Origin of the sequence: Noviherbaspirillum autotrophicum, from assembly GCF_000818395.1 — a bacterium.
In the GTDB taxonomy this organism is placed as follows: domain Bacteria; phylum Pseudomonadota; class Gammaproteobacteria; order Burkholderiales; family Burkholderiaceae_D; genus Noviherbaspirillum; species Noviherbaspirillum autotrophicum.
The window spans coordinates 3,617,274-3,641,339 of the sequence record NZ_JWJG01000028.1 but is presented as its reverse complement, the minus strand read 5'-3'; the positions used below and the strand labels follow the sequence as shown (position 1 = coordinate 3,641,339).

The 24,066-nt window shown below is 54.3% G+C and carries 23 protein-coding genes and 1 tRNA gene; 8 read left to right on the top strand and 16 right to left on the bottom strand.

Features of this window, described 5'->3' with window-relative positions:
• Window positions 1-8: 8 nt before the first annotated feature.
• The 6 genes from TSA66_RS18200 to TSA66_RS18175 form a co-directional block, all read right to left on the bottom strand.
• Window positions 9-485: a NuoB/complex I 20 kDa subunit family protein gene (locus tag TSA66_RS18200; RefSeq protein ID WP_040040982.1), complete on the bottom strand. Its 477-nt coding sequence runs from the start codon at window positions 483-485 to the stop codon at window positions 9-11.
• A gap of 3 nt (window positions 486-488) precedes the next feature.
• Window positions 489-848 (bottom strand): NADH-quinone oxidoreductase subunit A, encoded by a 360-nt coding sequence (locus tag TSA66_RS18195; protein ID WP_040040981.1) that lies wholly within the window; start codon window positions 846-848, stop codon window positions 489-491.
• 96 nt (window positions 849-944) lie between these two features.
• Window positions 945-1,029: transfer RNA gene (locus TSA66_RS18190), tRNA-Leu, on the bottom strand.
• Window positions 1,030-1,126: 97 nt separating this feature from the next.
• Window positions 1,127-1,528, bottom strand: coding sequence for a preprotein translocase subunit SecG (gene secG / locus TSA66_RS18185; protein WP_040040980.1), 402 nt, complete (start codon window positions 1,526-1,528; stop codon window positions 1,127-1,129).
• A gap of 50 nt (window positions 1,529-1,578) precedes the next feature.
• Window positions 1,579-2,325: a triose-phosphate isomerase gene (gene tpiA / locus TSA66_RS18180; RefSeq protein ID WP_084199717.1), complete on the bottom strand. Its 747-nt coding sequence runs from the start codon at window positions 2,323-2,325 to the stop codon at window positions 1,579-1,581.
• 151 nt (window positions 2,326-2,476) lie between these two features.
• On the bottom strand, window positions 2,477-3,457 hold the full coding sequence (locus TSA66_RS18175; protein ID WP_040040979.1) for an NAD(P)H-quinone oxidoreductase: 981 nt from the start codon (window positions 3,455-3,457) through the stop codon (window positions 2,477-2,479).
• Between the two features lie 320 nt (window positions 3,458-3,777).
• Between TSA66_RS18175 and TSA66_RS25740 the strand changes: the two genes are divergently transcribed.
• Complete coding sequence (locus TSA66_RS25740; protein WP_052452426.1) at window positions 3,778-6,591, top strand: sensor domain-containing diguanylate cyclase; 2,814 nt, start codon at window positions 3,778-3,780, stop codon at window positions 6,589-6,591.
• A gap of 123 nt (window positions 6,592-6,714) precedes the next feature.
• On the opposite strand, the gene pnp is transcribed toward TSA66_RS25740, so the two are convergent.
• On the bottom strand, window positions 6,715-8,844 hold the full coding sequence (gene pnp, locus TSA66_RS18165; RefSeq protein WP_040040978.1) for a polyribonucleotide nucleotidyltransferase: 2,130 nt from the start codon (window positions 8,842-8,844) through the stop codon (window positions 6,715-6,717).
• 194 nt (window positions 8,845-9,038) lie between these two features.
• Entirely contained in the window at window positions 9,039-9,308 is a 270-nt protein-coding gene (gene rpsO / locus TSA66_RS18160; protein ID WP_040040977.1) for a 30S ribosomal protein S15, read from the bottom strand.
• 156 nt (window positions 9,309-9,464) lie between these two features.
• Here rpsO and TSA66_RS18155 point away from each other — a divergent pair, with 156 nt between their 5' ends.
• Window positions 9,465-9,983, top strand: coding sequence for a membrane protein (locus TSA66_RS18155; RefSeq protein WP_040040976.1), 519 nt, complete (start codon window positions 9,465-9,467; stop codon window positions 9,981-9,983).
• A 63-nt stretch (window positions 9,984-10,046) separates the two neighbouring features.
• Here the strand turns inward: TSA66_RS18155 and TSA66_RS18150 are convergent, their stop codons facing one another.
• The 6 genes from TSA66_RS18150 to TSA66_RS18125 all read right to left on the bottom strand — a co-directional run bounded on the left by TSA66_RS18150 (window position 10,047) and on the right by TSA66_RS18125 (window position 17,194).
• Complete coding sequence (locus tag TSA66_RS18150; protein ID WP_040040975.1) at window positions 10,047-11,585, bottom strand: 2-isopropylmalate synthase; 1,539 nt, start codon at window positions 11,583-11,585, stop codon at window positions 10,047-10,049.
• A 327-nt stretch (window positions 11,586-11,912) separates the two neighbouring features.
• Entirely contained in the window at window positions 11,913-12,791 is an 879-nt protein-coding gene (gene pssA / locus TSA66_RS18145; protein WP_040040974.1) for a CDP-diacylglycerol--serine O-phosphatidyltransferase, read from the bottom strand.
• Between the two features lie 209 nt (window positions 12,792-13,000).
• Complete coding sequence (locus TSA66_RS18140; RefSeq protein WP_040040973.1) at window positions 13,001-13,750, bottom strand: SIMPL domain-containing protein; 750 nt, start codon at window positions 13,748-13,750, stop codon at window positions 13,001-13,003.
• Between the two features lie 167 nt (window positions 13,751-13,917).
• Entirely contained in the window at window positions 13,918-14,934 is a 1,017-nt protein-coding gene (gene ilvC, locus TSA66_RS18135) for a ketol-acid reductoisomerase (RefSeq protein ID WP_040040972.1), read from the bottom strand.
• 47 nt (window positions 14,935-14,981) lie between these two features.
• The gene (gene ilvN / locus TSA66_RS18130; protein WP_040040971.1) at window positions 14,982-15,473 is read right to left on the bottom strand and encodes an acetolactate synthase small subunit; all 492 of its coding nucleotides are present in this window, start codon (window positions 15,471-15,473) and stop codon (window positions 14,982-14,984) included.
• Window positions 15,473-17,194: an acetolactate synthase 3 catalytic subunit gene (locus TSA66_RS18125; protein ID WP_040040970.1), complete on the bottom strand. Its 1,722-nt coding sequence runs from the start codon at window positions 17,192-17,194 to the stop codon at window positions 15,473-15,475. The genes ilvN and TSA66_RS18125 overlap by 1 nt, the downstream gene beginning before the upstream one ends.
• 509 nt (window positions 17,195-17,703) lie before the next feature.
• Between TSA66_RS18125 and TSA66_RS18120 the strand changes: the two genes are divergently transcribed.
• The 4 genes from TSA66_RS18120 to TSA66_RS18105 are packed head-to-tail and all read left to right on the top strand — an operon-like array spanning window position 17,704 to window position 19,840.
• Complete coding sequence (locus TSA66_RS18120; RefSeq protein ID WP_040040969.1) at window positions 17,704-18,273, top strand: RNA polymerase sigma factor; 570 nt, start codon at window positions 17,704-17,706, stop codon at window positions 18,271-18,273.
• Entirely contained in the window at window positions 18,270-18,674 is a 405-nt protein-coding gene (locus tag TSA66_RS18115) for a DUF3619 family protein (RefSeq protein WP_040040968.1), read from the top strand. Before TSA66_RS18120 ends, TSA66_RS18115 begins: the two co-directional genes overlap by 4 nt.
• Window position 18,675: 1 nt before the next feature.
• Entirely contained in the window at window positions 18,676-19,338 is a 663-nt protein-coding gene (locus tag TSA66_RS18110; protein WP_040040967.1) for a DUF3106 domain-containing protein, read from the top strand.
• Between the two features lie 16 nt (window positions 19,339-19,354).
• Window positions 19,355-19,840 carry an RDD family protein gene (locus tag TSA66_RS18105; protein WP_084199710.1) on the top strand — a complete coding sequence of 162 codons (486 nt, stop codon included), beginning with the start codon at window positions 19,355-19,357 and terminating at the stop codon, window positions 19,838-19,840.
• A gap of 21 nt (window positions 19,841-19,861) precedes the next feature.
• Here the strand turns inward: TSA66_RS18105 and TSA66_RS18100 are convergent, their stop codons facing one another.
• Window positions 19,862-20,572, bottom strand: coding sequence for an FFLEELY motif protein (locus TSA66_RS18100; RefSeq protein ID WP_052452424.1), 711 nt, complete (start codon window positions 20,570-20,572; stop codon window positions 19,862-19,864).
• Between the two features lie 740 nt (window positions 20,573-21,312).
• Here TSA66_RS18100 and TSA66_RS18095 point away from each other — a divergent pair.
• The gene (locus tag TSA66_RS18095; RefSeq protein ID WP_040040965.1) at window positions 21,313-22,287 is read left to right on the top strand and encodes an esterase/lipase family protein; all 975 of its coding nucleotides are present in this window, start codon (window positions 21,313-21,315) and stop codon (window positions 22,285-22,287) included.
• Window positions 22,288-22,293: 6 nt separating this feature from the next.
• Here the strand turns inward: TSA66_RS18095 and corA are convergent, their stop codons facing one another.
• Window positions 22,294-23,259, bottom strand: a complete 966-nt coding sequence (corA, locus tag TSA66_RS18090; protein WP_040040964.1) for a magnesium/cobalt transporter CorA — start codon at window positions 23,257-23,259, stop codon at window positions 22,294-22,296.
• 268 nt (window positions 23,260-23,527) lie between these two features.
• On the opposite strand from corA, the gene TSA66_RS18085 reads away from it, so the two are divergent.
• Complete coding sequence (locus TSA66_RS18085) at window positions 23,528-24,004, top strand: fasciclin domain-containing protein (RefSeq protein WP_040040963.1); 477 nt, start codon at window positions 23,528-23,530, stop codon at window positions 24,002-24,004.
• Window positions 24,005-24,066: the final 62 nt, after the last annotated feature.

Sequence of the window (24,066 nt, the reverse complement as noted above, 5' to 3'; positions counted from 1 at the left end):
GCCCTGTCTTAGCGCGCGATCGTGTTGGTGCGCTTGATCTTGTTCTGCAACTGCATAATGCCGTACAGCAGAGCTTCCGCAGTCGGAGGACAACCCGGCACGTACACATCCACCGGCACGATACGATCACAGCCACGCACCACCGAATACGAATAGTGGTAATAACCGCCACCGTTGGCACAGGTACCCATCGAGATCACCCAGCGTGGCTCGGCCATCTGGTCATACACCTTGCGCAATGCAGGCGCCATCTTGTTGCACAAGGTGCCGGCAACAATCATAACGTCCGACTGACGCGGCGACGGACGAAACACCACACCGAAACGATCGAGGTCATAACGCGACGCACCGGCATGCATCATCTCGACCGCACAGCATGCCAAACCAAACGTCATTGGCCACATCGAACCGGTGCGAGTCCAGTTGATCAGCTTATCAGCCGTCGTGGTGACGAAACCTTCGTTCAAAACACCTTCAATAGACATGACTTACTCCCAATCCAGGGCGCCGCGCTTCCAGATGTACCAGAACCCGACAACGAATTCAGCGATGAACACCATCATCGTGACAAAGCCCTGCCAACCGAGGTCGCGCATTGCAACGCCCCACGGGAAGAAAAAGGCGGTTTCCAGATCGAACAAAATAAACAGGATGGCAATCAGGTAGTAGCGCACATCAAACTTCATGCGCGCATCTTCAAACGCCTCAAAGCCGCACTCGTACGGAGAAAGCTTTTCAGCATCCGGCTTGTGCGGCGCAATCACCCGGCCAAGCACCTGCGGCAACACGCCGACACCGATACCAACAAGGATAAAGAGAAGAATGGGGAAGTAGTTTTCGAGGTTCACGATGAAAGACGGATGTTGGCCAGTTAAAGGAATTACAAAACCAAATTTCCTCGATAAAAAGCCAGCTCGGGAGCACCCTTGCTGGCCTTATATTTTTGGTGCCGACGGCGAGACTCGAACTCGCACAGCTTGCGCCACTACCCCCTCAAGATAGCGTGTCTACCAATTTCACCACGTCGGCTAAAGACTGCTATTTTACCCTGCTTTGACTACTTTGTTCAACGCACAATTGCTCAAGATCAAAACGAAAAGCAATTTTTGCGCTAGCGACGCCAATATTATTTGGGAATTTGATTTGCCTGTCCCGCATTATTAGCTGGCGCAGTCGGCGCCGGGGCCACAGCCCCTTGCGGCGCATTGGCAGAACCGTTGGCAGGAGCACCAGAGGCCGGCGCAGAGGGCACGGGCAAACTCTCCATTACACCACCCCCGGCGACAGTACGCTTATTACCGAGAAAAGACAGTGCCAAGGTCGCAACAAAGAAAATGGTTGCAGCAACTGCCGTCGACTTGGAGAGAAAGTTCGACGATCCGCTTGCGCCGAAAAGGCTACCCGACGCACCAGAGCCAAATGCTGCCCCCATGTCAGCCCCTTTGCCATGCTGCAGCAACACAAGTCCGATAATTGCTAGCGCGGACAACACCTGAATCACGACGACAAATGTGAACAAAGCGTTCATTGATAATTTCCAATCAAAAGTTAATTCTTTGGGCGCTCGTTACGCACACTTCATGCAGCCCTGACGATTGCCAGGAAATCCGCCGCCTTAAGCGACGCGCCGCCGATCAGGCCACCGTCGATATCTGGCATTGCCAGCAATTCCTTGGCGTTATCCGGCTTCATGCTGCCACCGTACAGGATCTGAACAAGCTCTGCAGCCTCGGCACTCTTTTCTGCAAGCTTGGCACGCAACATTGCATGAACATCTTGGGCCATCTGCGGGGTAGCCGTCTTGCCAGTGCCAATTGCCCACACCGGCTCGTACGCGATCACGGTCTTTGCAAGATCTTTCGGATCGAGCCGCGTTAATACGGCATCAATTTGCGCCCCAACGACCGCTGCAGTCTGGTTGGATTCGCGCTCGGCGAGCGATTCACCGACGCATACGATTGGCACCAAACCCGCCCTAAGAGCGCAGAGGGCTTTTTGCGCGACTAGCTCGTTAGTCTCACCGTGATATGTGCGACGTTCGGAATGACCGACAATGACATAGCGCGCCCCAAAATCCGCGAGCATGCCTCCTGAAATCTCACCCGTATAGGCCCCGGAATCATGGATTGAAACGTCTTGCCCGCCCCAGGCAACCGGGCTTCCAGCAAGCTCCGCGCGGCATTGTGCAAGATAGGGAGCCGGTACGCAAACCGTAACCGTACATGTCGGCTGTCCGAGCTCGCCTTTGATTCCATTTAATAGAACTGCATTGGCAGCGAGGCTGCCATTCATTTTCCAGTTACCGGCGATGAGTTTGCGGCGCATAGGGATCCAAAATTGCAATAACCCTTGATTCTAGCGCGGCGCAGCATGCATGGTCAAACCATAAAGAAGGAATTGGACTGCACGCGCCCCGACATGTTCCGTGCGCCACGGAATATATCGCTACCTCACGTTCGCATGCGCGGCAAAGCGATCAACCCACTGTCAGGACGATTTTGCCGATATGCGTACCTGACTCCATCAATGCATGGGCCTGCGCTGCGTCGGCAAGCGGAAAGACACTGTGCAGAACCGGCTTGATTTTACCGCTTTCAAGCAGCGGCCAGACATGCTCATGCAAGCGCCGCGCAATCGCTGCCTTGAATTCGACCGGGCGCGGTCTCAACGTTGAACCGGTGATCGTAAGACGGCGCCGCAGCACTTGCCCCACATCGATTGTTGCCTTCGCACCGCCCAGCAGCGCAATGATCGAAAGGCGCCCATCATCAGCAAGGCAGTCAACTTCACGCAGCACATAAGCACCCGCGACCATATCAAGAATGACATCGACGCCCTTCCCTTCGGTCTGGGCCTTTACGACTTCGACGAAGTCCTCGCTGCGATAGTTAATGCCGCGCACAGCACCAAACGATTCGCAGGCCCTGCATTTCTCATCCGTACCAGCAGTTGCAAATACACGATGGCCGAGTGCAGTCGCCATCTGAATCGCCGTCACACCAATGCCGGAAGTGCCTCCCTGCACCAGCAAGGTTTCATTACCGGCAAGACGGGCGCGGTCGAATACGTTGCTCCATACAGTGAAAAACGTTTCAGGCAATGACGCTGCTTCGTTAACGCTCAACCCTTTCGGGATCGGCAAACATTGGCGTACTGGTGCTGCACAATATTCTGCATAGCCCCCGCCCTGCACCAAGGCGCAAACCATGTCGCCCCTCTTGAATCCGCTGCCATTCAAGTCGCCATCTGTGATTTCACCAGCGACTTCGAGTCCCGGCAACTCGGAGGCTCCAGGAGGCACCGGGTAATGCCCCAGGCGTTGAAGCACGTCCGGCCGGTTAATACCTGCCGCATGCACCTTGATCATCACCTCGCCTGGGTTCAATGTGGGTAGGGGCTTGTCACAAAGCTGCAAAACGTCCGGAGGTCCCGGCCGGGTAATCTCGATGGCTTTCATGTCGTCGTTGTGCGAGGAACAAAAAGAGCATTGTACGCCACGTACACTCCCGCTACAGCTGGACGCAGGGGCATGACAATTCCGATGGACAACAATTGATGCATCGCAACATTGTTACTTCAGTATCGGCAAAAATAGCGAAGGGGCATTTAAAACAGGTCAACCAATGCCTTCTTTTCCGCGCTGGAGTTGTTTCAATTGTTACAAAAAAGCGGGAACCAAATTGACAAGTTTCATTTCCAATTGGAAATACAAACTCATGTCGAGGTACCGTCATGCGGCGCGCAATTGTCTCAAGGCCAATAGGAAAGCATTTGAAAATGCATTTATCGGCAATTAATGAACGGCTTATTCTTGCTCTCGAAAGTTCGCGCCAGATTGCATTTGATTGGCACATTCCTGACGACAAGCTTTTTTTCAGTAGCGAGCCGACGGGCGGGTTTACGGACTCGCTGCTTGAGCGGCAGAAGACATGGCACTCCAGCGCGCTGCCAGCGATCATCCATAACGACGACAAGGAAAATTTTCGTCGCCATCTGCACGATGTTCTCAAGGGGGCAGCCGGCACGGACAGTTCCATCTACAAGGCGGAACTGCGCTTGCGGGATGCCCAACGCGCTTGGCGTTGGGTAAGCATCAGTGGCAAGGTCGTTGCGCGTGACCGCAATGGACGGGCCATCCGCATGGTAGGCACCTTTTCAGATATCGATGAACGCAAGCAAAGCGAACGAAAAATCTCCCGCCTGCGCGATCTGTATGCCACGCTCAGCCAGACCAACCAGGCGATCGTCCGCATTGGCGATCGAGACGCATTGTTCCGTGAAATTTGCCGTATCGCCGTCGAACATGGGCGCTTCCACTTAGCGTGGATCGGCCTGATCGATCATAGCAACAGGCAGGTTGTCAGCGTCGCAGCCTATGGCAAGGGTTTCGACATGCTCCAGCGCATTGCAATTCCGATTGACGAAACGACGCCGGGGAGGAGCGGCGTAATCAGTACGGCAATCAGGGAGAATCGACCGAATATCTGTAACGACCTTTACAGCTCCCCCAAATTGAATCACTGTCCGGAAGTGCCCGATCAGGCAGGATTTCAATCACTCGCCAGCTTCCCTTTCTGCATCGGCGGCGAGCCGCTTGGCGCATTGAATTTGTATTCGGCAGAAAAAGATTTTTTCGATGAGCAGTTGATCGAACTGCTGCAGGAAATGGCTCTCGATATTTCGTTTGCGATCGAAAACTACGAACGCGAAGCACAACGAAAGGCGATCGAAGCGGCGCTGGTGGATAGCGAGCGCTTCAAGAGCGCGATCCTGACCGCCGCTCTCGATTGCATCATCTCAATTAATCACAAGGGCGAGATTATCAGTTTCAATGAAGCCGCCGAGCGGACCTTCGGTTATCGCCGTGAACAGGTGCTCGGGAAGAAGCTGGTTGACACCGTGGTCCCGAAAGAGTGGCGCGAACGCCATCAGCAAGGCGTCGAGCGCTTTCTCGCGACTGGCAAGGGCACCATGCTCAACCGACGCATCGAGCTGACAGCGATGCGTTCCGACGGCACAATTTTTCCGGTCGAGCTCGCAGTCGTCCCGCTTAGCATCGCCAACAAGCCCGTCTTTACCGCGTTTATTCGCGACATTTCGGAGCTCAAGCAAAGCCAGGCGATTCTAAAAGACAGCGCCATGCGTTATCGCCAGCTGGTGGAGCTTTCCCCAGAGGCGATTTTCGTGTACCGGAAGGGCAAGCTGGCTCTTCTCAATCAAGCAGGCGGCCGCCTGCTGGGAGCAGCGGACACAACACAACTGCTTGGGCGCAGCATCTTTGACTTCATTCACCCCGATCATCACGCCCTGTTTCAGGAAAAGGCACTGACGGAGCCAATGGCCCTTCCCGCCACGCCATTCATCGAACAAATCTGGCTGCGCACAGATGGAAGCAGATTCAATGCGGAGATTGCAGCGACCCATCTGATGTACAACGATGAACCAGCAATACAGGTGGTTGTGCGCGACATTACCGAACGCAAGCGAACCGAGTCGCTGCAACTGGGCCAGAATCGCATTTTGAATATGGTTGCAACCGGAGTTGCACTGCCTGAAATTCTGATGGAAATCGCGCGATTCGTCGAAAGCCAGTCGGACCATGGTCTGTGTTCAATCATGCAGCTCAACAGCGATGGCTCGGCGCTGACCGATCGAATCGCTCCAAGCCTGCCGCACACATATCTTGCACGGCTCGGCGACAGCGAGGTCCGGCCAGACAATTGCTCATGCGGAACGGCTGTTTATCGGGCACAGCCCGTGATCGTTACTGATATAGCAACCGACCCGCTCTGGACGTCGCGCCGCGATCTTGCGCTCGCACATGGGCTCAGGGCGTGCACCTCCTGGCCGATTTTCGGCAAGAACAAGAAAATTCTCGGCACCTTTGCCCTTTATTTCATGGAGCCGGCCGCGCCATCCGCAAGAGATCTGCAGCTCTTTAGCATTTGCACCAATCTTGCCGGCATTGCCATCGAGGGCCGCGCATCGGAAGAAAAAATTCGTTATCTCGCCCACTATGACGGACTGACATCGCTGCCAAACCGATTTCTATTCAAGGAATACCTCGATCTGGCACTACGCAATGCAAAGCGGCACGGAAAAAAATTTGCTGTCTTTTTCCTCGACCTCGACAAGTTCAAGGAAATCAATGACACGCTGGGCCATGATGCTGGCGACCAGGTGTTGCGCGAAATTGCCAAACGCCTGCGTAACTGCCTTCGTCATACCGACAAGATCGCCCGCATGGGTGGCGATGAATTCTATATCTTGATCGAGGAGCTCAGCGACGGCCGTTATGCCGCAGATGTCGCCCAAAAGCTGTTGGATGCAGCGTTACGCCCGGTGCGTGTCGGCGACCGAGACTGCCAGCTAAGCGTGAGCATCGGGATCAGCATTTTTCCTGATGATGGCGGAGATGAACTTACGCTATTGAAAAACGCCGATAGCGCGATGTACCGCGCAAAGGATCGCGGGAAAAATGCGTACGAATTCTTTTCGCCGCACCTGGAATACGGCGTGGAAAAACTGGACATGTTCAAGCAGCAGTTGATGGCACACTTGAAGGATGGCGAAACCACGTACTACAGCTGACGTCACGCCTCAATACGTTCCGCGTTGCATTCCAGCCCTGTACAATAAAAAAACCGCCCAAGCGATCGCTATGGGCGGTTTTCATTGATAACGACTGCATAAGCAATCGCCACCCATTTCTTCTTACTGCTGTTGCTGCGCTGCTCCACCTTCTTCGGCAGCGGCGGCCTTCATCGACAGTTTCAGACGGCCGCGCTCATCAGTCTCCAGCACCTTGACGCGCACCTGCTGACCTTCCTTGAGGTAGTCAGCCACTGCGTTCACACGCTCGTTGGCGATCTGGCTAATGTGCAGCAAACCGTCGCGGCCCGGCAGAACCTGCACGATCGCGCCGAAATCGAGCAGCTTGAGCACGACACCGTCATAGATCTTGCCTACTTCGACGGAGGCGGTCAGCTCCTCAATGCGACGCTTGGCTTCCTGGCCGGCAGCAGCATCAACCGACGCAATCGTCACCACGCCTTCATCGCTGATGTCGATCTGGGTGCCGGTTTCTTCGGTCAGCGCACGGATGACCGCGCCACCCTTGCCGATCACGTCACGGATCTTTTCCGGATTGATCTTAATGGTGATCAGGCGCGGTGCAAAGTCGGACAGTTCTGCCTTCCCGGTCGGCAGGGCTTCCTGCATCTTCGCCAGGATGTGCATGCGACCTTCCTTGGCTTGCGCCAGTGCGACCTGCATGATTTCCTTGGTGATGCCTTGGATCTTGATGTCCATCTGCAGAGCTGTAATGCCGTTAGCGGTACCGGCGACCTTAAAGTCCATATCGCCCAAGTGATCTTCATCGCCCAGGATATCGGTCAGTACGGCGAACTTGCTGCCCTCCTTGATCAGGCCCATTGCAATGCCGGCCACATGCGCCTTCATCGGCACGCCCGCATCCATCAGCGCCAGGCAGCCGCCGCACACCGATGCCATCGACGACGAACCATTTGACTCGGTAATTTCCGAGACCAGACGCACCGAATAGCTGAACTCTTCCGGTGCCGGCAGTGCAGCCTGCAGTGCACGCTTGGCCAGACGGCCGTGGCCGATTTCGCGGCGCTTCGGCGTGCCTACACGGCCAGTTTCACCGGTCGCAAACGGAGGCATGTTGTAGTGAAGCATGAAGCGGTCGGAATACTCGCCCATCAATGCATCGATCTTCTGCTCGTCGCGTGCAGTGCCGAGGGTTGCTACCACCAGCGCCTGGGTTTCACCCCGTGTGAACAGCGCCGAGCCATGAGTACGCGGCAATACGCTGGAGCGAATCGAAATCGGACGCACGGTGCGGGTGTCGCGGCCGTCGATACGCGGCTCGCCTTCGAGGATCTGCGAGCGAACGATCTTTGCTTCCAGATCGAACAGGATGCTGCCGACTTCGGCCGAATCCGGTGCTGCGGCGCCTGCCGCAGCGGCTTCCGCTGCCAGCGCCGCATTCACCTCGGAGGACACGGAATTGAGCTTGGCCGTGCGCGCCTGCTTATCCTTGGTCTGATATGCCTCACGCAGCTTGGCTTCAGCCAGTTCGGTGACGCGTGCGATCAGCACTTCGTTCTTCGCCGGCGGATTCCATACAACTTCCGGCTTGCCGCCGTCGCGCACGAGTTCGTGGATCGCGTCGATCACGACCTTCATCTGTTCATGTCCGTACACCACGGCGCCAAGCATGACTTCTTCGGACAGCTGGTTCGCTTCCGATTCCACCATCAGGACGGCCTGCTCGGTACCGGCTACGACCAGATCCATTTGCGATTTCGCCAATTGCGACGCGGTCGGGTTCAACACGTATTGTCCGTCGACATAGCCGACGCGTGCCGCGCCGAGCGGGCCGCTGAACGGGATGCCGGCGACGCAGATCGCAGCCGAGGCACCGATCATCGATGCGATATCCGGATCGATTTCAGGATTGACGGACAGGACATGCACGATGACCTGCACTTCGTTCAGGTAACCTTCCGGGAACAGCGGGCGAATCGGACGATCGATCAGGCGCGAGGTCAGCGTTTCTTTTTCGGATGGACGGCCTTCACGCTTGAAGAAGCCACCCGGAATACGTCCGGCTGCATAGCTCTTCTCGACATAATCGACGGTCAGTGGGAAAAAATCCTGCCCCGCCTTGACATCCTTCTTCGCGACGACGGTCGCCAGCACCACGGTATCTTCAATCGATACGAGCACGGCACCGGAAGCCTGGCGAGCAATTTCACCTGTCTCCAACGTGACTTGATGCTGGCCGTACTGGAAGGTCTTGGTAACTTTATTGAACACGGTGTTTCCTTTCTATTTTTGCCGACAGATTTTCAGGCGCTGTCGTTCACCTCACCACGGATGGCATATCACGAATGACCTGCCACCTTCACTTCTTAATCGCTGTCGAATACAAGCCACAAAATGGCAAAATGCCCGCATCAGCAGGCTGACGCAGGCATTTCAGCTATAAACCGAGCGAATGTCGCAAAAAATTACTTGCGCAGGCCGAGCTTCTCGATCAGGGCGCGATAACGATTTGCGTCCTTGCCCTTCAGGTAGGAGAGCAGGCTCTTGCGGCGATTAACCATCATGATCAGGCCGCGGCGGGAGTGGTGATCCTTGGCGTGGGCCTTGAAGTGGTTGTTGAGCTCGTTGATACGGGCGGTCAGCAGTGCGACCTGCACTTCAGGAGAACCGGTATCGTTGGTGCCACGAGCGTTGTCCGCAATGATGGCGGCCTTGTTGATATTTTCGACTGTCATGATTACCTTTCACATGCGGTGGATGGAGTCGCGACCCCGTACACCGTGACATATTGATAAAAACTTGGCCAAATTGACCAAGTAGCGCAGTATATAGGAAATGCCGAAGGGATTCAAATACTTAGGCGGTTTTTGGATGTTTTTAGCGGAGAAATCATGGAATTTGCCGGTCGGCTATTGACCTCTGGACTTTTGGCACTATTGTGCGCTTGCTCCGCCCTCATCCCGGCATCTGTCCACACTGGAGATAGTGAAGAACAAGTCATTGCGAAGCGTGGCCAGCCGACGCATCGCTATCAAGATGGGCGCGACCATATACTAGAATATGCGCAGGGTCCTTGGGGACAAGCAACCTATATGGTGCACATCGGCCCCGACAGCAGAGTAATTTCTTTTGAGCAGGTTTTAACTTCCCAGAAATTTGCATCAATTAAAATTGGCCAAGCCACCAAGGATGATGTTCTACGCACGGTCGGAGCACCGAGCGAAACTTCTTATCTCAGCCTGAGCGAGCTTGAAGTCTGGTCCTATCCTTACAAGGAAAGCGGCGTCTGGAATTCTCTGATGCACATCCATTTCGACAGGTCAGGCATCGTACGCAAAATGATGAATGGCCCAGATCCGCGCTTTGACCCGGATGAACACTTTCCTTTCGGAATGTTCCGGGTCCGCTAAGGATCTGCAGGAAAGAAAAAGCGCCTGTGTCGACCAGGCGCTTTTAATATGTCTACACTCCAATCAGAGCTGTGGATTCAGCTTCTCCGACTTGGAGTGCAACTTATTCAAGGCAGACAGATACGCCTTGGCCGAGGCCACCACGATATCCGGATCAGCGCCGACACCATTGACAATCCGTCCAGCCTTGGAGAGGCGCATCGTCACTTCGCCTTGCGATTGCGTGCCGGTAGTAATTGCGTTTACGGAGAACAGCAGGAGTTCCGCGCCGCTTTTTGCCTGCGACTCGATCGCATTGACAGTCGCATCGACAGGCCCATTGCCCTGCCCGTCGCACACCATTTCTTCGCCCCCCATAGAGAACACCACCTTCGCACGCGGCTTTTCACCGGTTTCGGAATGCTGGGACAGCGACACGAAACGGTAGTGCTCATTGTCATGAGAATGCTGCTCATCAGAAACAAGGGCAATGATATCTTCGTCAAAAATATCTGACTTGCGGTCTGCTAATTCCTTGAAACGTGCAAACGCCGCATTTACTTCCGCCTCAGAATCCAGTTCGATGCCGAGTTCTTCCAGGCGCTGCTTGAATGCATTGCGTCCGGACAGCTTGCCAAGCACAATCTTGTTGGCCGTCCAGCCCACGTCTTCCGCGCGCATGATTTCATAGGTATCGCGCGCTTTCAGCACGCCATCCTGATGGATACCGGATGCATGCGCAAACGCATTGGCCCCCACTACAGCCTTGTTCGGCTGCACCGCAAAACCGGTCACCTGGGATACGAGTTTGGACGCCGGCACGATCTGGGTCGTGTCGATGCCCAATTCGAGATTGAAATAGTCCTTGCGCGTTTTCAGCGCCATCACGACCTCTTCCAATGCGGTGTTACCTGCGCGCTCACCCAAGCCGTTGATCGTGCACTCGACTTGGCGCGCACCGCCGATCTTGACACCAGCCAGCGAATTGGCGACGGCCATTCCCAGATCGTTATGACAGTGCACTGACCAGATCGCCTTGTCGGAATTCGGAATACGTTCGCGCAGTGTCTTGATCATGTTGCCGTACAACTCAGGCACGCCATATCCAACCGTATCGGCAAAATTGATCGTCCGCGCACCTTCATTGATCACCGCCTCGATCACGCGGCACAGGAAATCCATATCGGAACGGCTGCCGTCTTCCGGGCTGAATTCGATGTCGTCAGTAAATTGCCGGGCAAAACGAACCGCCAGCTTAGCCTGCTCGAAAACCTGGTCCGGGGTCATGCGCAGCTTCTTTTCCATGTGCAGCGGCGAGGTTGCAATGAAAGTATGGATACGCTTCCTGGCTGCCGGGGCAAGCGCCTCCGCCGCACGCGAAATGTCGCGATCATTGGCGCGCGACAGCGAACAGACGGTGGAATCCTTGATGATTCCCGCAATCGCCTTGATTGCTTCGAAATCACCAGGAGAGGCGGCTGCAAAACCGGCTTCGATCACATCCACCCGCAGCCGCTCCAACTGCTTAGCGATGCGGATCTTTTCATCCTTGGTCATCGAGGCGCCTGGCGATTGTTCGCCGTCGCGCAAAGTGGTGTCGAAAATAATCAGTTTGTCGGCCATGCTGCACTCCTCAGGAAGTCGGTAATCGGATCGGTTCTAAATGGTATCTGGCCCGCCCTTGCATTCTTCAACATGGGCCGGACACGACACGAATTGTGGGAAATGGGATTTAGCGCGCGTTAACGCACTAGTAGCGGCGGCAGCAGGCCTAGCAGGAAGCTGCTGAAAGATGCGGATGCGGAAATGTGGATTTCGCGAGACATGGAAAAACTATAAGCGGAATTGTGGAAAAGTGCAACTACCTGATAATCCAGCAGATTTTCCAGAGCCCGTTCCGGCATGCATCCGGCAGCCGCGGGGTAGGCAGCTACCGGAAACCAAAGACCATTATTCCTTTCCGTCCGGGGTATGACCTTCCGTCGTCTCGACGATACTGACCGGCTTGCCTTTTGCCAGCCGCCAGAAATAAACGACATAACCAGACAACCCGTACAACACGAACATGCCAAACAGCACTTTGGGCGGATCGCTCGAAATGAGAACGAACACCAGCACGATCAGAAAAATGGCAATAAATGGCACCGACTTGCGGAAGTTCACTTCCTTGAAACTGTAAAACGGCACGTTCGTCACCATCGTCAAGCCGGCATACAAGGTAATCGCCCAGGCATACCAGCTCAACTCCAGACCGGTGAAGCGCAAGTCATCCATCAGCCAGACAAATCCCGTCACCAGCGCCGCTGCAGCCGGACTAGGCAACCCCTGGAAATAGCGCTTGTCGACGACGCCAATGTTGGTATTGAAACGCGCCAGGCGCAACGCCGCTCCGGCGCAATAGACAAACGCAGCCAGCCATCCAAGTTTGCCCATGCCACGCAACGACCATTCATAGACTACTAGCGCCGGCGCCGCACCGAACGACAACATATCGGACAAACTGTCGTACTGCGCACCGAACTCACTCTGGGTATTGGTAAGTCGCGCCACACGCCCATCAACGCTATCGAGCAGCATCGCGGCAAAAATCGCGATGGATGCGAAATCGAACTTGAGGTTCATTGCCATCACGATCGCAAAAAATCCGCAAAACAGGTTCGCAGTCGTGAAGGCGTTCGGCAGTAAATAGATGCCGCGCCGGCGCAAGGTTGGTGCCGACGGCGGAATCTGATCTGCCAGCGGCGTATGGTGCAAGGCACGCTTCAAATGCGCACCCTTGGGAAATGTTCCGGTATTGCTTTTCGCTTTACGACGATTAAATGTTGCCATGCTTATTCCGCTTCAATGATGATGCAATGAGAACATCCCGGCCAGAATCAATTCCAGTCAAACTCTCCAAAAGTGGCCGATCCTCATGCGCGATGTTAGTGCACGGACAATTATTCAACTTCGCTCCGTTTGATAATGAAATACTAAAGGCGTGGCTATTCTAGTCGAGCAACAAGCAAATGTAACCCCCGAATTGTCCAGCATCCGTCTCACTTGAACCTAACCTTGCCAACCACGCGCATGCTCAATGTTGTCTCGCCAGGCTCAAAACTTGGTTCTTCAACGCGCTCGGCCGACGCAGCTGCAGACATCATCGTTTTTGCCGCACGCATATCCTGCTGCGGCGCGTAAGCGCCAGAGACCTCGAAGTCTACTGTATCCAGCACCGCATCCGACAAGTTCCGCCCCATTGTCTTGGCAATTGCCGCGATTCGATCCGTCAGATTCCGATAGGCGGCGGCAATACGCTGCTCTTCCATCTTTTTTGCAGCGTTTTCACTCAAACCGAAATACAACCCGTTGAGCGCCAGAATGCGTTGAGCGGACGCGATTGTATTCGGCAATCCATTGATATTGTTTGTAGTCAGCTCCAGATAGTGCCCAACACGCCACCCAACCGGCTGACGCGCCTTCCCGGCCGGCCTTGGTATCTGCTCGTCTGCATATACCGGGTAGGTATAGTAACCGCGCGTTTGCAATATCGCCTGAGGATCTTCCCGCTTGATGAGATCAATACCCTGCTTCATTTTTTGATTGACGCGCGAAGCCGCCGCAGCCTTATCCTTGTCCTGCTCCTCGATCATCAACGTAGCGTGCGCTTCGTCGTTAAGATGCCTGACCTCCCCGACAGCTGGAACGATGACTAGCGCACCTGATGTCTGCATTACTGCCTGTGCGAAGGCACCGCTCATTGCACAGCAGATCAGCGTCGCCAATACCGCACTCCTAAATTTTGACATTTGCATCCTCCCAGATAGTGACATTCCGGCAAGAGACAAACCACGCAGCAAGTCTCGAAGCGGAAGTTGCAGCCGAAACAAAAATGGGGCGACACATTGTGTACGCCCCATTTATTTTACTTAACCCGCATGATCGCATTGATCACAGGGCAAGCGCAAAGCCGAATTTAGTTCTTGGACTGATCGACCAGCTTGTTCTTCTTGATCCAAGGCATCATTGCACGCAGCTTTTCGCCGACTTGCTCAATCTGGTGTTCCGCAGTCAGGCGGCGACGCGATTGCAGGGTCGGCGCGCCGGCCTTGTTCTCCAGAATGAAGCTCTTTGCGTATTCGCCGGTTTGAATATCCTTCAGGCACTGACGCATCGCGTTCTTGGTGTCTTCGGTAACGACGCGCGGACCGGTGACATATTCACCATATTCGGCGTTGTTGGAAATCGAATAGTTCATGTTGGCGATGCCGCCTTCATAGATCAGGTCGACGATCAGCTTAAGTTCATGCAAGCACTCGAAATACGCCATTTCCGGCGCATAACCCGCCTCAACCAGCGTTTCGAAGCCAGCCTTGATCAACTCAACCGTGCCGCCGCACAGAACAGCCTGCTCACCGAACAGGTCGGTTTCGGTTTCTTCACGGAAATTGGTTTCGATGATGCCAGCACGGCCACCACCATTGGCCATTGCGTAGGACAAGGCGATGTCGCGCGCATTGCCCGACTTGTCCTGATAGACAGCAACCAGGTGCGGCACGCCGCCACCCTGGGTGTAAGTTCCACGTACAGTGTGGCCCGGAGCCTTCGGTGCAACCATGATGACATCGAGATCAGCGCGCGGCACGACCTGACCGTAATGCACATTGAAGCCGTGGGCAAAAGCCAGCACCGCGCCCTGCTTGGCGTTCGGAGCGACGTTTTCGTTGTAGACCTGGGCGATATTCTCATCCGGCAACAGGATCATGATGACGTCGGCAGCCTTGACTGCCTCGTTGACTTCAGCGACATTCAGGCCAGCATTCTTTGCCTTTTCCCAGGAAGCGCCGCCCTTGCGAAGGCCGACGGTCACTTTGACGCCAGAGTCGTTCAGGTTTTGGGCGTGCGCATGACCTTGGGAACCGTAACCGATGATGGTGACGTTCTTACCCTTGATGAGAGATAGATCGCAGTCTTTGTCGTAAAAAACTTTCATTAATCTTCCTAATATGGTTATTTATTTAATTGCTTGGAACTGGTTTATTAAACTTTGAGAATGCGCTCGCCGCGCCCGATGCCGGAACCGCCCGTACGGACGGTTTCCAGAATCGCGGTACGATCGATCGACTCGATGAAGGCGTCGAGCTTGGACTTATTACCCGTCAGTTCGATCGTGTACGTTTTCTCGGTAACGTCGATGATACGACCACGGAAAATGTCGGCAGTGCGCTTCATTTCTTCGCGCTCCTTGCCCACAGCGCGCACCTTGATGAGCATGAGTTCGCGCTCGATATGCGCGCCTTCGGTCAGGTCGACCACCTTCACGACTTCGATGAGGCGATTCAGATGCTTGGTAATCTGCTCGATCACGTCATCCGATCCCGTCGTGACGATAGTCATGCGCGACAGGGTCACGTCTTCCGTTGGGGCTACGGTCAGGGTCTCAATGTTGTAGCCGCGCGCCGAAAACAATGCCACCACGCGCGACAATGCTCCCGCTTCATTCTCAAGCAATACAGAAATGATATGACGCATTACAGATCCTCCGAACCCAAGAGCATTTCAGTCAAGCCTTTGCCAGCTTTCACCATCGGCCAGACGTTTTCGGTTTGATCCGTAATGAAGTTCATGAACACGAGCTTGTCCTTCATGCCGAATGCTTCTTTCAGCGCACCTTCGACATCGCCCGGCTTCTCTATCTTCATCCCGACATGGCCAAACGATTCTGCGAGCTTGTTGAAATCAGGCAGAGAGTCCATGTACGACTCGGAATAGCGCGAACCGTAATCGATCTGCTGCCACTGGCGCACCATGCCAAGGAAGCGGTTGTTCAGAAGTATGATCTTCGGAGTCAGGTGATACTGCTTGCAAGTGGCGAGCTCTTGGATGCACATCTGGATCGATGCTTCGCCGGTAACGCAGGCGACGGTAGCACCAGGATTGGCCATTTGTACGCCCATTGCATACGGAAGGCCCACGCCCATGGTTCCCAGGCCACCGGAATTGATCCAGCGGCGCGGCTTGTCGAAACGGTAGTACTGCGCCGCCCACATCTGATGCTGACCGACGTCGGACGTAATGAAGGCATCGCCCTTGGTCACTTCCCACAGTTTCTCGACCACGGACTGCGGCTTGATCACGTCATCGGACGTTGCATATTTCAAGCACTCGCGGCCGCGCCACTCGTTGATCTGACGCCACCACGCGGCCAGCGCCGGCGCATTCGGCTTGGCGGCAGTTTCGGCAGCGTCGAGCTGCGAGAGCAATTCCTGCAGTACATCTTTCACGTTGCCGACGATCGGAATGTCGACCTTGACGCGCTTGGAAATCGACGACGGGTCGATATCGATATGGATGATCTTGCGCGGATGCGTCGCAAAGTGCTTCGGATTGCCGATCACGCGATCGTCGAAACGTGCACCAATCGCGATCATCACATCGCAATGCTGCATCGCCATGTTGGCTTCATATGTGCCATGCATGCCGGGCATGCCGACGAATTTGTCGCTCGAAGCCTTGTATGCACCGAGGCCCATCAATGTGTTCGTGCATGGGTAGCCGAGCTTGTCGACCAGCTTGTTCAATTCTGCCGATGCGTTGGCCAGGATGACGCCACCGCCGGTATAAATCATCGGACGCTCGGCGGACAGCAACAGCTGAACGGCCTTGCGAATCTGACCTGAGTGCCCCTTGTCGACCGGCTTGTAAGAGCGCATTTCGACTTCTTTCGGATACTCGAATGCGCATTTGTGCATCGAGATATCCTTCGGAATATCGACTAGCACCGGTCCCGGACGGCCCGTAGTGGCGATGTAGAAGGCTTTCTTCATCGTCGAGGCCAAGTCCTTGATGTCCTTGACGAGGAAGTTGTGCTTCACGCACGGGCGGGTGATGCCCACGGTGTCGCATTCCTGGAAGGCGTCCTGGCCGATTGCGTTCGTAGGCACCTGGCCGGAGATCACGACCATCGGCACCGAATCCATGTAAGCGGTAGCCAAGCCTGTGACCGCATTCGTCACGCCAGGGCCAGAAGTCACAATGGCGACGCCAACTTTCTGCGAGCTGCGCGAATACGCGTCTGCCGCATGGATCGCCGCTTGTTCGTGGCGCACCAGGATATGCTGGAATTTGTCTTGATTGAAGATTGCGTCGTAGATGTAGAGCACTGCGCCGCCGGGATAGCCGAACACGTGCTCGACGCCCTCTTCGGCTAAACAGCGCACGACGATTTCCGCGCCTGTCAGTTCGATACTCATTGCTAGGTTCCTTTCAAGGTCCATTGGAGATTGATCGGATGCTCTCTCCTGGCGAAATCGTACGAAACGACAGTTCTTGGGGCATCCCTTTCTTGTGCGGTCACGGCAGTTCGGCGCACATCCGTAGATGCGGTTCGAAGCGACGCTAAACGCGACTCGTTCAGCCGGAATACTGAAGATCCGATACGGTTTTCTCACGCTTGTGGCGTGGGTTAGAGCAAACAGCTTTCAAATGTTGAAGCGCGCCTGATCGAAAAGCGGCATCTTGGGCCGCACGAAAAGACTATCCTTCACGGGTGAGAAGGGAATGATACGTTAATGTGTTGCACCATTTTGGTCAAGTCAAATTCGTCCAAAACCTTTTGAAATCAAGCGCATTAAGCCAAAAAATACCCACAGCAACGGCCTTTTTTGCTAGCATGCGCACAGTTTTGAAGAACAACATTCGACAGCCTCTAACTCCCCTGATCGCTTACCATTGGCGGCCCAAAGACAACCCGCCACCTCGCATGGCAACTGAAAAAGAACTTTCCGATTTTTTGGAAAACGTGGAACGCCGCGCCTTTAAACAGGCGGTTTATGCGGTCCGCAAGGATGAAGCCGCCCTGGACATTGTTCAGGACGCGATGATCAAGCTCGCCGAAAAATACGGGGACAAGCCAGCCGCTGAACTGCCACTCCTGTTTCAGCGAATACTGCAAAACACGATTCATGACTATTTTCGGCGCGAAAAGGTACGCAGTACCTGGGTCAGTCTGTTCTCCGGCATCGGCAATGACACGGACGACGGTGAAAATTTTGATTTATTAGAAACATTCGAGTCGGAAGAAGGTTCGCTCGCAGCAGAATCGAGCGCTGACAAGGTGGAGCGCCAACAAGTTTTGGCTGCGATCGAAGCGGAAGTACAAAAGCTGCCCGCCCGTCAACGGGAAGCCTTCCTTATGCGTTATTGGCAAGATATGGATGTAGCCGAAACGGCTGCAGCGATGGGATGCTCCGAGGGCAGCGTAAAAACCCACTGTTCTCGCGCCACACATGCATTGGCCCTGGCATTGCGAGCCAAAGGAATCACCCTATGAACCAGAAAGAACTGAACTTCGCGTACAAAGTGCGTCACGCACTCAACGAATCCGCCGACAATTTGCCGCAACCCACAGCAGAACGCCTTGCTTCTGCGCGTAAAATTGCCTTATCTCGCAAAAAGAACGATTCCGCACTCCGCGTCCTCGTTTCGCCGCGGCGACTTGCCGGCGAAGCCGGAGGCATTCTCAACGCGCGTTTTTCCTGGCTTGCCCGAATGGGATTGATCCTGCCATTGATCGTTGTGGCTGCCGGAGTGGCTGGAATTTATCAATATGAGCAGCAACGACATATCGATGAAACCGCCGAGATCGATGCGGCGGTACTGGCGGACGAATTGCCGCTGTCGGCGTACGTTGACCATGGATTTAACGCCTACCTCGCCAAGCGAGGCGAGTGATATGGCGCGACCCATTGTGTTTTCGCCCGGCTATCCGCTGCGGATAATGCTCATTTTTGGGGCAAGCCTGTCTCTCTTGGCAGCGGCTGCACAGGGTGCAGACGTGTCACCCCAGACCACAACTGCCTCTTCCAGCACAGCGCAGCCTGCCGCAAATTCAGCACAAGAGTTGGCTAAACCCTTGTGGTCGGAATTGTCACCCGCCCAGCAACAGGCGCTTGCTCCACTAGCAAACGAATGGGACAAGCTTGACTCGCTGCGCAAGAACAAATGGCTAGCCATCGGCAACAGATACGCGACAATGAAGCCTGCCGAACAGCAGCGCATGCAAGAGCGCATGCACGACTGGGTAAAGCTCACGCCGGAGCAGAGGCGTATTGCGCGCGAAAGTTATGCTCGCGCAAAAAAACTGAATCCGGATCAAAAGTCTGCACAATGGGAGCAGTATCAGCAATTGCCGGAAGAGCAAAAGAAGAAGTTGGCTGCCGATGCAGCATCGAAAAAACGTGTTGCCACGCTCCCCTCAAATGCGGCCCATCCAAGCCATAGCAAGACCGTACCACCGATTAAATCGGCACCCAAACCCGTAATCGAACGCTCTGTCACTCCTCAGGCAGCAAGCCAATCCGCGCTGCAAGCGTCACCACCAGCCCAAGCCAACTAGCAACTCCTCATCTCCGTTGAATACTGACACAACTCCCTCCCTGAAACGCAGGCTGGCCAGCATGATGTACGAAGCCATGCTGCTGTTTGGCGTGGTCGGCGTTACCGGCGCACTGTTTTCCATGCTGTTTCAGCAGCGCCATGCGCTGTACTTGCGCCATGCCCTCCAACTCTGGTTATTGGTCGTCATTACGTCTTATTTTGTCTGGTTCTGGACAAAAAGCGGCCAAACTCTTGCGATGAAGACTTGGCGCATTCGCTTGGTCACCGCCGATGGCAGGCAAGTCGATATCAGGCGTGCATTTTTCAGGTATCTGATCGCGTGGCTGTGGGTCTTGCCAGGGCTTGCGTTGGCTTGGTTGGCGGGTGCCAGGAACTGGAGCCTTGCCATCATTCCGGCAATGAATATGGTGTTATGGGCTTTGACGATTTATCTTGATCCGCAACGACAGTTCCTGCATGACCGTCTGGCTGGAACGCGCATCATCAACGTCGCTCCTTGAGCAGATGAGGGCAGAGCCCACCTAATCACCTGTCGGGCCAAGCGAGAACGGATCAACTACTCCGGCGTATAGCCTGTCCATGATTGCGCGTTCTCGCTGAACGATTGTCGCCACGAACAGATCCGGATTTTTCATCGCCTTGAACGCCTTGAATCCGCGTTCGAGAAAACTCTGCAACTCTGCTAGTCCCGCCAGCTTCGCTGGACCTCGCATCATGGCCAGCGTGCTGCCAATCAAGGGAATACGCACCAATTCGCACAATGCATTTCCGACCGATTCGACATGGGCTATTTGCCGCTCACGTTCAGTCCGTGTCCCTGCCTCTCGGTATGCGGCAACGTATTCCTCTTCGCTGAAACTCTGACCCAGACGCTGCGCCATCGCCGCATCCAGCTTCTCGGACAACGCATCCAGTGCAATTGCTTCGGCAACCGTCTTCAATGCCGTACCTGGCAAGACGCGCTCCATTGCCGGAACCACACGCTCCAGATCAGCATCCCTCTTAGCCAAATCCTCGGTGCCGTACAAATCATTCAGGAAAAACTCTGCTGCTTTACGCGATTCAGCGTTATTCAGCAGATCGGCATGGGTACGCGCCATCCGCTGTGACTGAAAGGACCTAAGAGCGATACGTGAAACATATGCTGCGGGATCATTTTGGGCCGCACGTCTTTCGGCAGTCACTGCCTCTAATTCTCGCCGAATGGCTGCAATGGCTCTCTCTTTATTCATAAAATAACTACCTGAATGCAAGCGTCGCGCGCTATTAACCGGCACTTCTGGCAATATCTGACAAAAGCTATATTAAGCCGGCATCAGAAGATTCAACGCCTCCCCTCCGCCTTAGAGCGAGAACTCTAGTTCATCGCCATGCTCCATTGAATGCTTGGAGTTCACTGCGCAAAAAATTGAGAGAGACATGGCAGCAGCGAACTCCCCCACTCCATTCTGAAAACAAGCATCTGTAGCGCGACGGCTTTAATGAACATTCCCTCAGAGAGGATGTCGAATCGCGCAGCCACGGATCGCCGCACTTGATTATCCAATCAACGATTTTGTCTGGAACGGCATCAACCATGCTTTGCTGACCATGCCTGAATTCAGTTCACGCCAGGCGCGACGACCGTATCCCTGGCACACAAAATAGAAGGCAACATCACCCGAACTGAAACCAAATAGGCAATCGAGCGCTACGTCCAAGCCGTCGCTTATGCATGCGATGTTCACCCTTGTCATAGAGAGATGCGGAATGTCGGACGACGAAAGTGAGTGTCGTGTCATCATATGGGCGCTATCATGACATCTTGAATTTACCCATGCATCGCGGCTCGGAGTTTCCGACTTCAATCGGCGCCAATTTCCAGCCATCGAGTTACGAAACGACCGCCAAGCTTGCCTGCAAATTCGCCGAACAACTGAGCGGAAACTGCCTCCTGAATTAGCCACGTCCCATTAACGCATCCGAATAATTTATGGCTGTCGTTCGCATCACCAGACTTCTTCTCCTGATTCAAGTCGTCCTCGCGCTGGCGATGGCGGTTGTCGCAAAATCGGCGTTTCACCTCCAAAGCAATGCAGTCGCCCTCATGCTTGGGATGGCTGTAGTCATTCTGCTTCGCCTGTCGATTACAGCGAACAACTTTTCGCTGGCATGGCATTATCGAAGCGAAACGCCACAGCAGTATCGGCTGAGCTTGTGGCTGGCAATCCGGTTATTCTTTGGAGAGTTTCGGGCAACGATGACCGCATCGTCTTGGACCATGCCATTCTGCACATTCTCCAGGCGATTGGCGAGCAAGCCATCCGCGCCTCCCGTCCTGCTCATTCACGGATATGGTTGCAACAGCGGCTACTGGCACCCAATAAGCGAAGTACTGGCAAAGCAGGACATCAGCCACTATGCGATTGACATGGAGCCAGTCATAGGGAGCATCGATGAATATGTGCCGCTGATTCGGCAAGCCGTAGACCGAATTTGCAAGGAAACCGGAAGCGAAAAAATCATTATTGTCGCGCACAGCATGGGGGGCTTGGCTGCCCGGGCATACCTGCGCGACCACGGTAGCGACCGAATCGCAAAAACCATCACGCTAGGCACGCCACACCACGGAACTGCCCTGGCGCGCTTCGGCATCGGAATCAATACCAAGCAAATGCTGTGGACCGTCGGCGAACAGGAAGGACTATCGAGCGCCTGGCTGCGCAAGCTAGCCGAGACTGAGGACAAGGCTGTGTACCGACTCATCGTTTCGATCTATTCCCATCACGACAATATCATCGCCCCCCAAACCTCGTCCCAATTGAATGGCGCCAAGAATATTGAATTTCAAGGGATCGGGCATGTTGCCTTGGCGATGCACTCCGCCATTCAGACTCAGGTCGTGCGCGAAATCCAAGGCGCATTAGCGCAGGCGACTGATCCCTCTTCAGAATTGGTTCGGCAATAACTGTCACTAAAGCCAACCCGCCTTCTTGAATCGAAGATACAGATACCCGCATACGACCGCGATAAAAACCAGGGCAGCAGGATAGCCATAGTGCCATTTCAGCTCTGGCATGTAGGAGAAGTTCATCCCCCAGATGCCGACAAAAGCCGTCGCCACTGCAAAGATGGCCGCCCACGACGCCAACCGCTTAGTGACTTCGCTTTCCTCAATGGCAACCATGGAAAGATTCACCTGAATTGCCGTTCCAATAGTGTCGCGAATCGCATCGATGGAGGTATTGATTCGGTACAGGTGATCGTAGACATCACGGAAATACTCCTGAGTATTGATGCAGATATGGGGCACCCTTCCGCCATAAAGCTTCGCGACGGATTCCATCAACGGCGCCACGGCATGCTTGAGCACCGTCACCTTGCGCTTCAATTCGTACAAACGTTCGATATTGGCGCGCTCCGATCCCTTGTTGAAGATCTCTTCCTCAATGGTTTCAAGTTCGGTTTCGAGGGCGTCCAGCACGGGAAAGTATCGGTCGACGACTGCATCCATCAAGGCATAGAACACAAACGCCGTTCCCTGCTTCAGCAAATGCGGCTCCCTCTCGCAACGGGCACGTACGCCAAGAAAGCTTTGCCTGCTGCGATTGCGTACTGACAATACGTAGCGCTCCTCCACAAAAATATCAAGCTCACCAACTAATAGTTCGCCATCATCCAATTCAATCGTGTGGACGACTGCAAAAAGGGAATCGCCGTATTCCTCGATCTTCGGCCGCTGGTGTCCATGATGTGCATCTTCAACAGCCAATTCATGCAAACCAAACTCGTGTTGCATTTGCTCAAGTTCCTTCGCATCCGGATCTCGCAATGCAACCCAGACAAAGCAGCCAGGGCGGGAAAGGAATTCACTGATTTGTGCCACTGGAACGTCGCACATCCTTTTTCCCTCTTGGTATGCGACACAATTGATGAGCATGAGTCCTGTCCTCCATGCGATGGGGTGTTTTGACGCATTTAATATGCATTCAGCTTACAGCGATTTGGTTGCCCCAATCGTTACATGCATATTGAAGTACTTTCCACCTCTACCGGAAGGAAAGCCGATTGCAGTTCTTGAAGTAACACGGAGATTGTGTTGAACTTTTCCCAACTCGGGAAAACTGACGGATAAACCTGAACTGCGGACGCGCTGAAAACGTCCGGAGTCCAATTTCTATCTACTGCATTTTTCTGAGGGAACCGTAATGCGACAATTTCTGCTCGCCATCGCTTCGACACTTACAGTGATGTGCAATACACCTAATGCTTTCGCGACGGATGTTGTAGAGACGGCAGCCGCGTCAGGTACATTCAAAACGTTCCTTGTCGCAGCTAAAGCGGCTGGCCTTATTCAGACTTTAAAAAATACCGGGCCATACACTGTCTTTGCGCCAACCGATATGGCGTTTAAAAAACTCCCCCCAGAAGTTTTGGAGACGCTTTTGCAAGATAAAACCCGGCTCGCCCAGATTCTTTCCTACCACGTCATTCCAGGCAAAATTACCATTACCGAAGTCAAGCCAGGCAAGGCAAAAACAATCGAGGGAGCCCCCCTCACCCTTACTTCTGATAACGGCAAAGTCACAGTAAACAGGGCGAACGTCATTCAGAGTGATTTGATGGCTGATAACGGCATCATTCATGAAATAGACAATGTCATACTTCCCGACGAGCACGAATAGCACGCATGAAGAGTTGATGTGCTGAAAGATGAAAATAGCAATTCCGCCGCAAGCGACGGAAT

What these genes read in the sequence shown, in the direction of transcription:
- TSA66_RS18200 (WP_040040982.1), bottom strand. Translation starts at nt 485, where the DNA reads ATGTCTATTGAAGGTGTTTTGAACGAAGGTTTCGTCACCACGACGGCT.
- secG (WP_040040980.1), bottom strand. Translation starts at nt 1,528, where the DNA reads ATGAACGCTTTGTTCACATTTGTCGTCGTGATTCAGGTGTTGTCCGCG.
- tpiA (WP_084199717.1), bottom strand. Translation starts at nt 2,325, where the DNA reads ATGCGCCGCAAACTCATCGCCGGTAACTGGAAAATGAATGGCAGCCTC.
- TSA66_RS18175 (WP_040040979.1), bottom strand. Translation starts at nt 3,457, where the DNA reads ATGAAAGCCATCGAGATTACCCGGCCGGGACCTCCGGACGTTTTGCAG.
- TSA66_RS25740 (WP_052452426.1), top strand. Translation starts at nt 3,778, where the DNA reads ATGCATTTATCGGCAATTAATGAACGGCTTATTCTTGCTCTCGAAAGT.
- rpsO (WP_040040977.1), bottom strand. Translation starts at nt 9,308, where the DNA reads ATGACAGTCGAAAATATCAACAAGGCCGCCATCATTGCGGACAACGCT.
- TSA66_RS18155 (WP_040040976.1), top strand. Translation starts at nt 9,465, where the DNA reads ATGGAATTTGCCGGTCGGCTATTGACCTCTGGACTTTTGGCACTATTG.
- TSA66_RS18150 (WP_040040975.1), bottom strand. Translation starts at nt 11,585, where the DNA reads ATGGCCGACAAACTGATTATTTTCGACACCACTTTGCGCGACGGCGAA.
- pssA (WP_040040974.1), bottom strand. Translation starts at nt 12,791, where the DNA reads ATGGCAACATTTAATCGTCGTAAAGCGAAAAGCAATACCGGAACATTT.
- TSA66_RS18140 (WP_040040973.1), bottom strand. Translation starts at nt 13,750, where the DNA reads ATGTCAAAATTTAGGAGTGCGGTATTGGCGACGCTGATCTGCTGTGCA.
- ilvC (WP_040040972.1), bottom strand. Translation starts at nt 14,934, where the DNA reads ATGAAAGTTTTTTACGACAAAGACTGCGATCTATCTCTCATCAAGGGT.
- ilvN (WP_040040971.1), bottom strand. Translation starts at nt 15,473, where the DNA reads ATGCGTCATATCATTTCTGTATTGCTTGAGAATGAAGCGGGAGCATTG.
- TSA66_RS18125 (WP_040040970.1), bottom strand. Translation starts at nt 17,194, where the DNA reads ATGAGTATCGAACTGACAGGCGCGGAAATCGTCGTGCGCTGTTTAGCC.
- TSA66_RS18120 (WP_040040969.1), top strand. Translation starts at nt 17,704, where the DNA reads ATGGCAACTGAAAAAGAACTTTCCGATTTTTTGGAAAACGTGGAACGC.
- TSA66_RS18115 (WP_040040968.1), top strand. Translation starts at nt 18,270, where the DNA reads ATGAACCAGAAAGAACTGAACTTCGCGTACAAAGTGCGTCACGCACTC.
- TSA66_RS18110 (WP_040040967.1), top strand. Translation starts at nt 18,676, where the DNA reads ATGGCGCGACCCATTGTGTTTTCGCCCGGCTATCCGCTGCGGATAATG.
- TSA66_RS18100 (WP_052452424.1), bottom strand. Translation starts at nt 20,572, where the DNA reads ATGAATAAAGAGAGAGCCATTGCAGCCATTCGGCGAGAATTAGAGGCA.
- TSA66_RS18095 (WP_040040965.1), top strand. Translation starts at nt 21,313, where the DNA reads ATGGCTGTCGTTCGCATCACCAGACTTCTTCTCCTGATTCAAGTCGTC.
- corA (WP_040040964.1), bottom strand. Translation starts at nt 23,259, where the DNA reads ATGCTCATCAATTGTGTCGCATACCAAGAGGGAAAAAGGATGTGCGAC.
- TSA66_RS18085 (WP_040040963.1), top strand. Translation starts at nt 23,528, where the DNA reads ATGCGACAATTTCTGCTCGCCATCGCTTCGACACTTACAGTGATGTGC.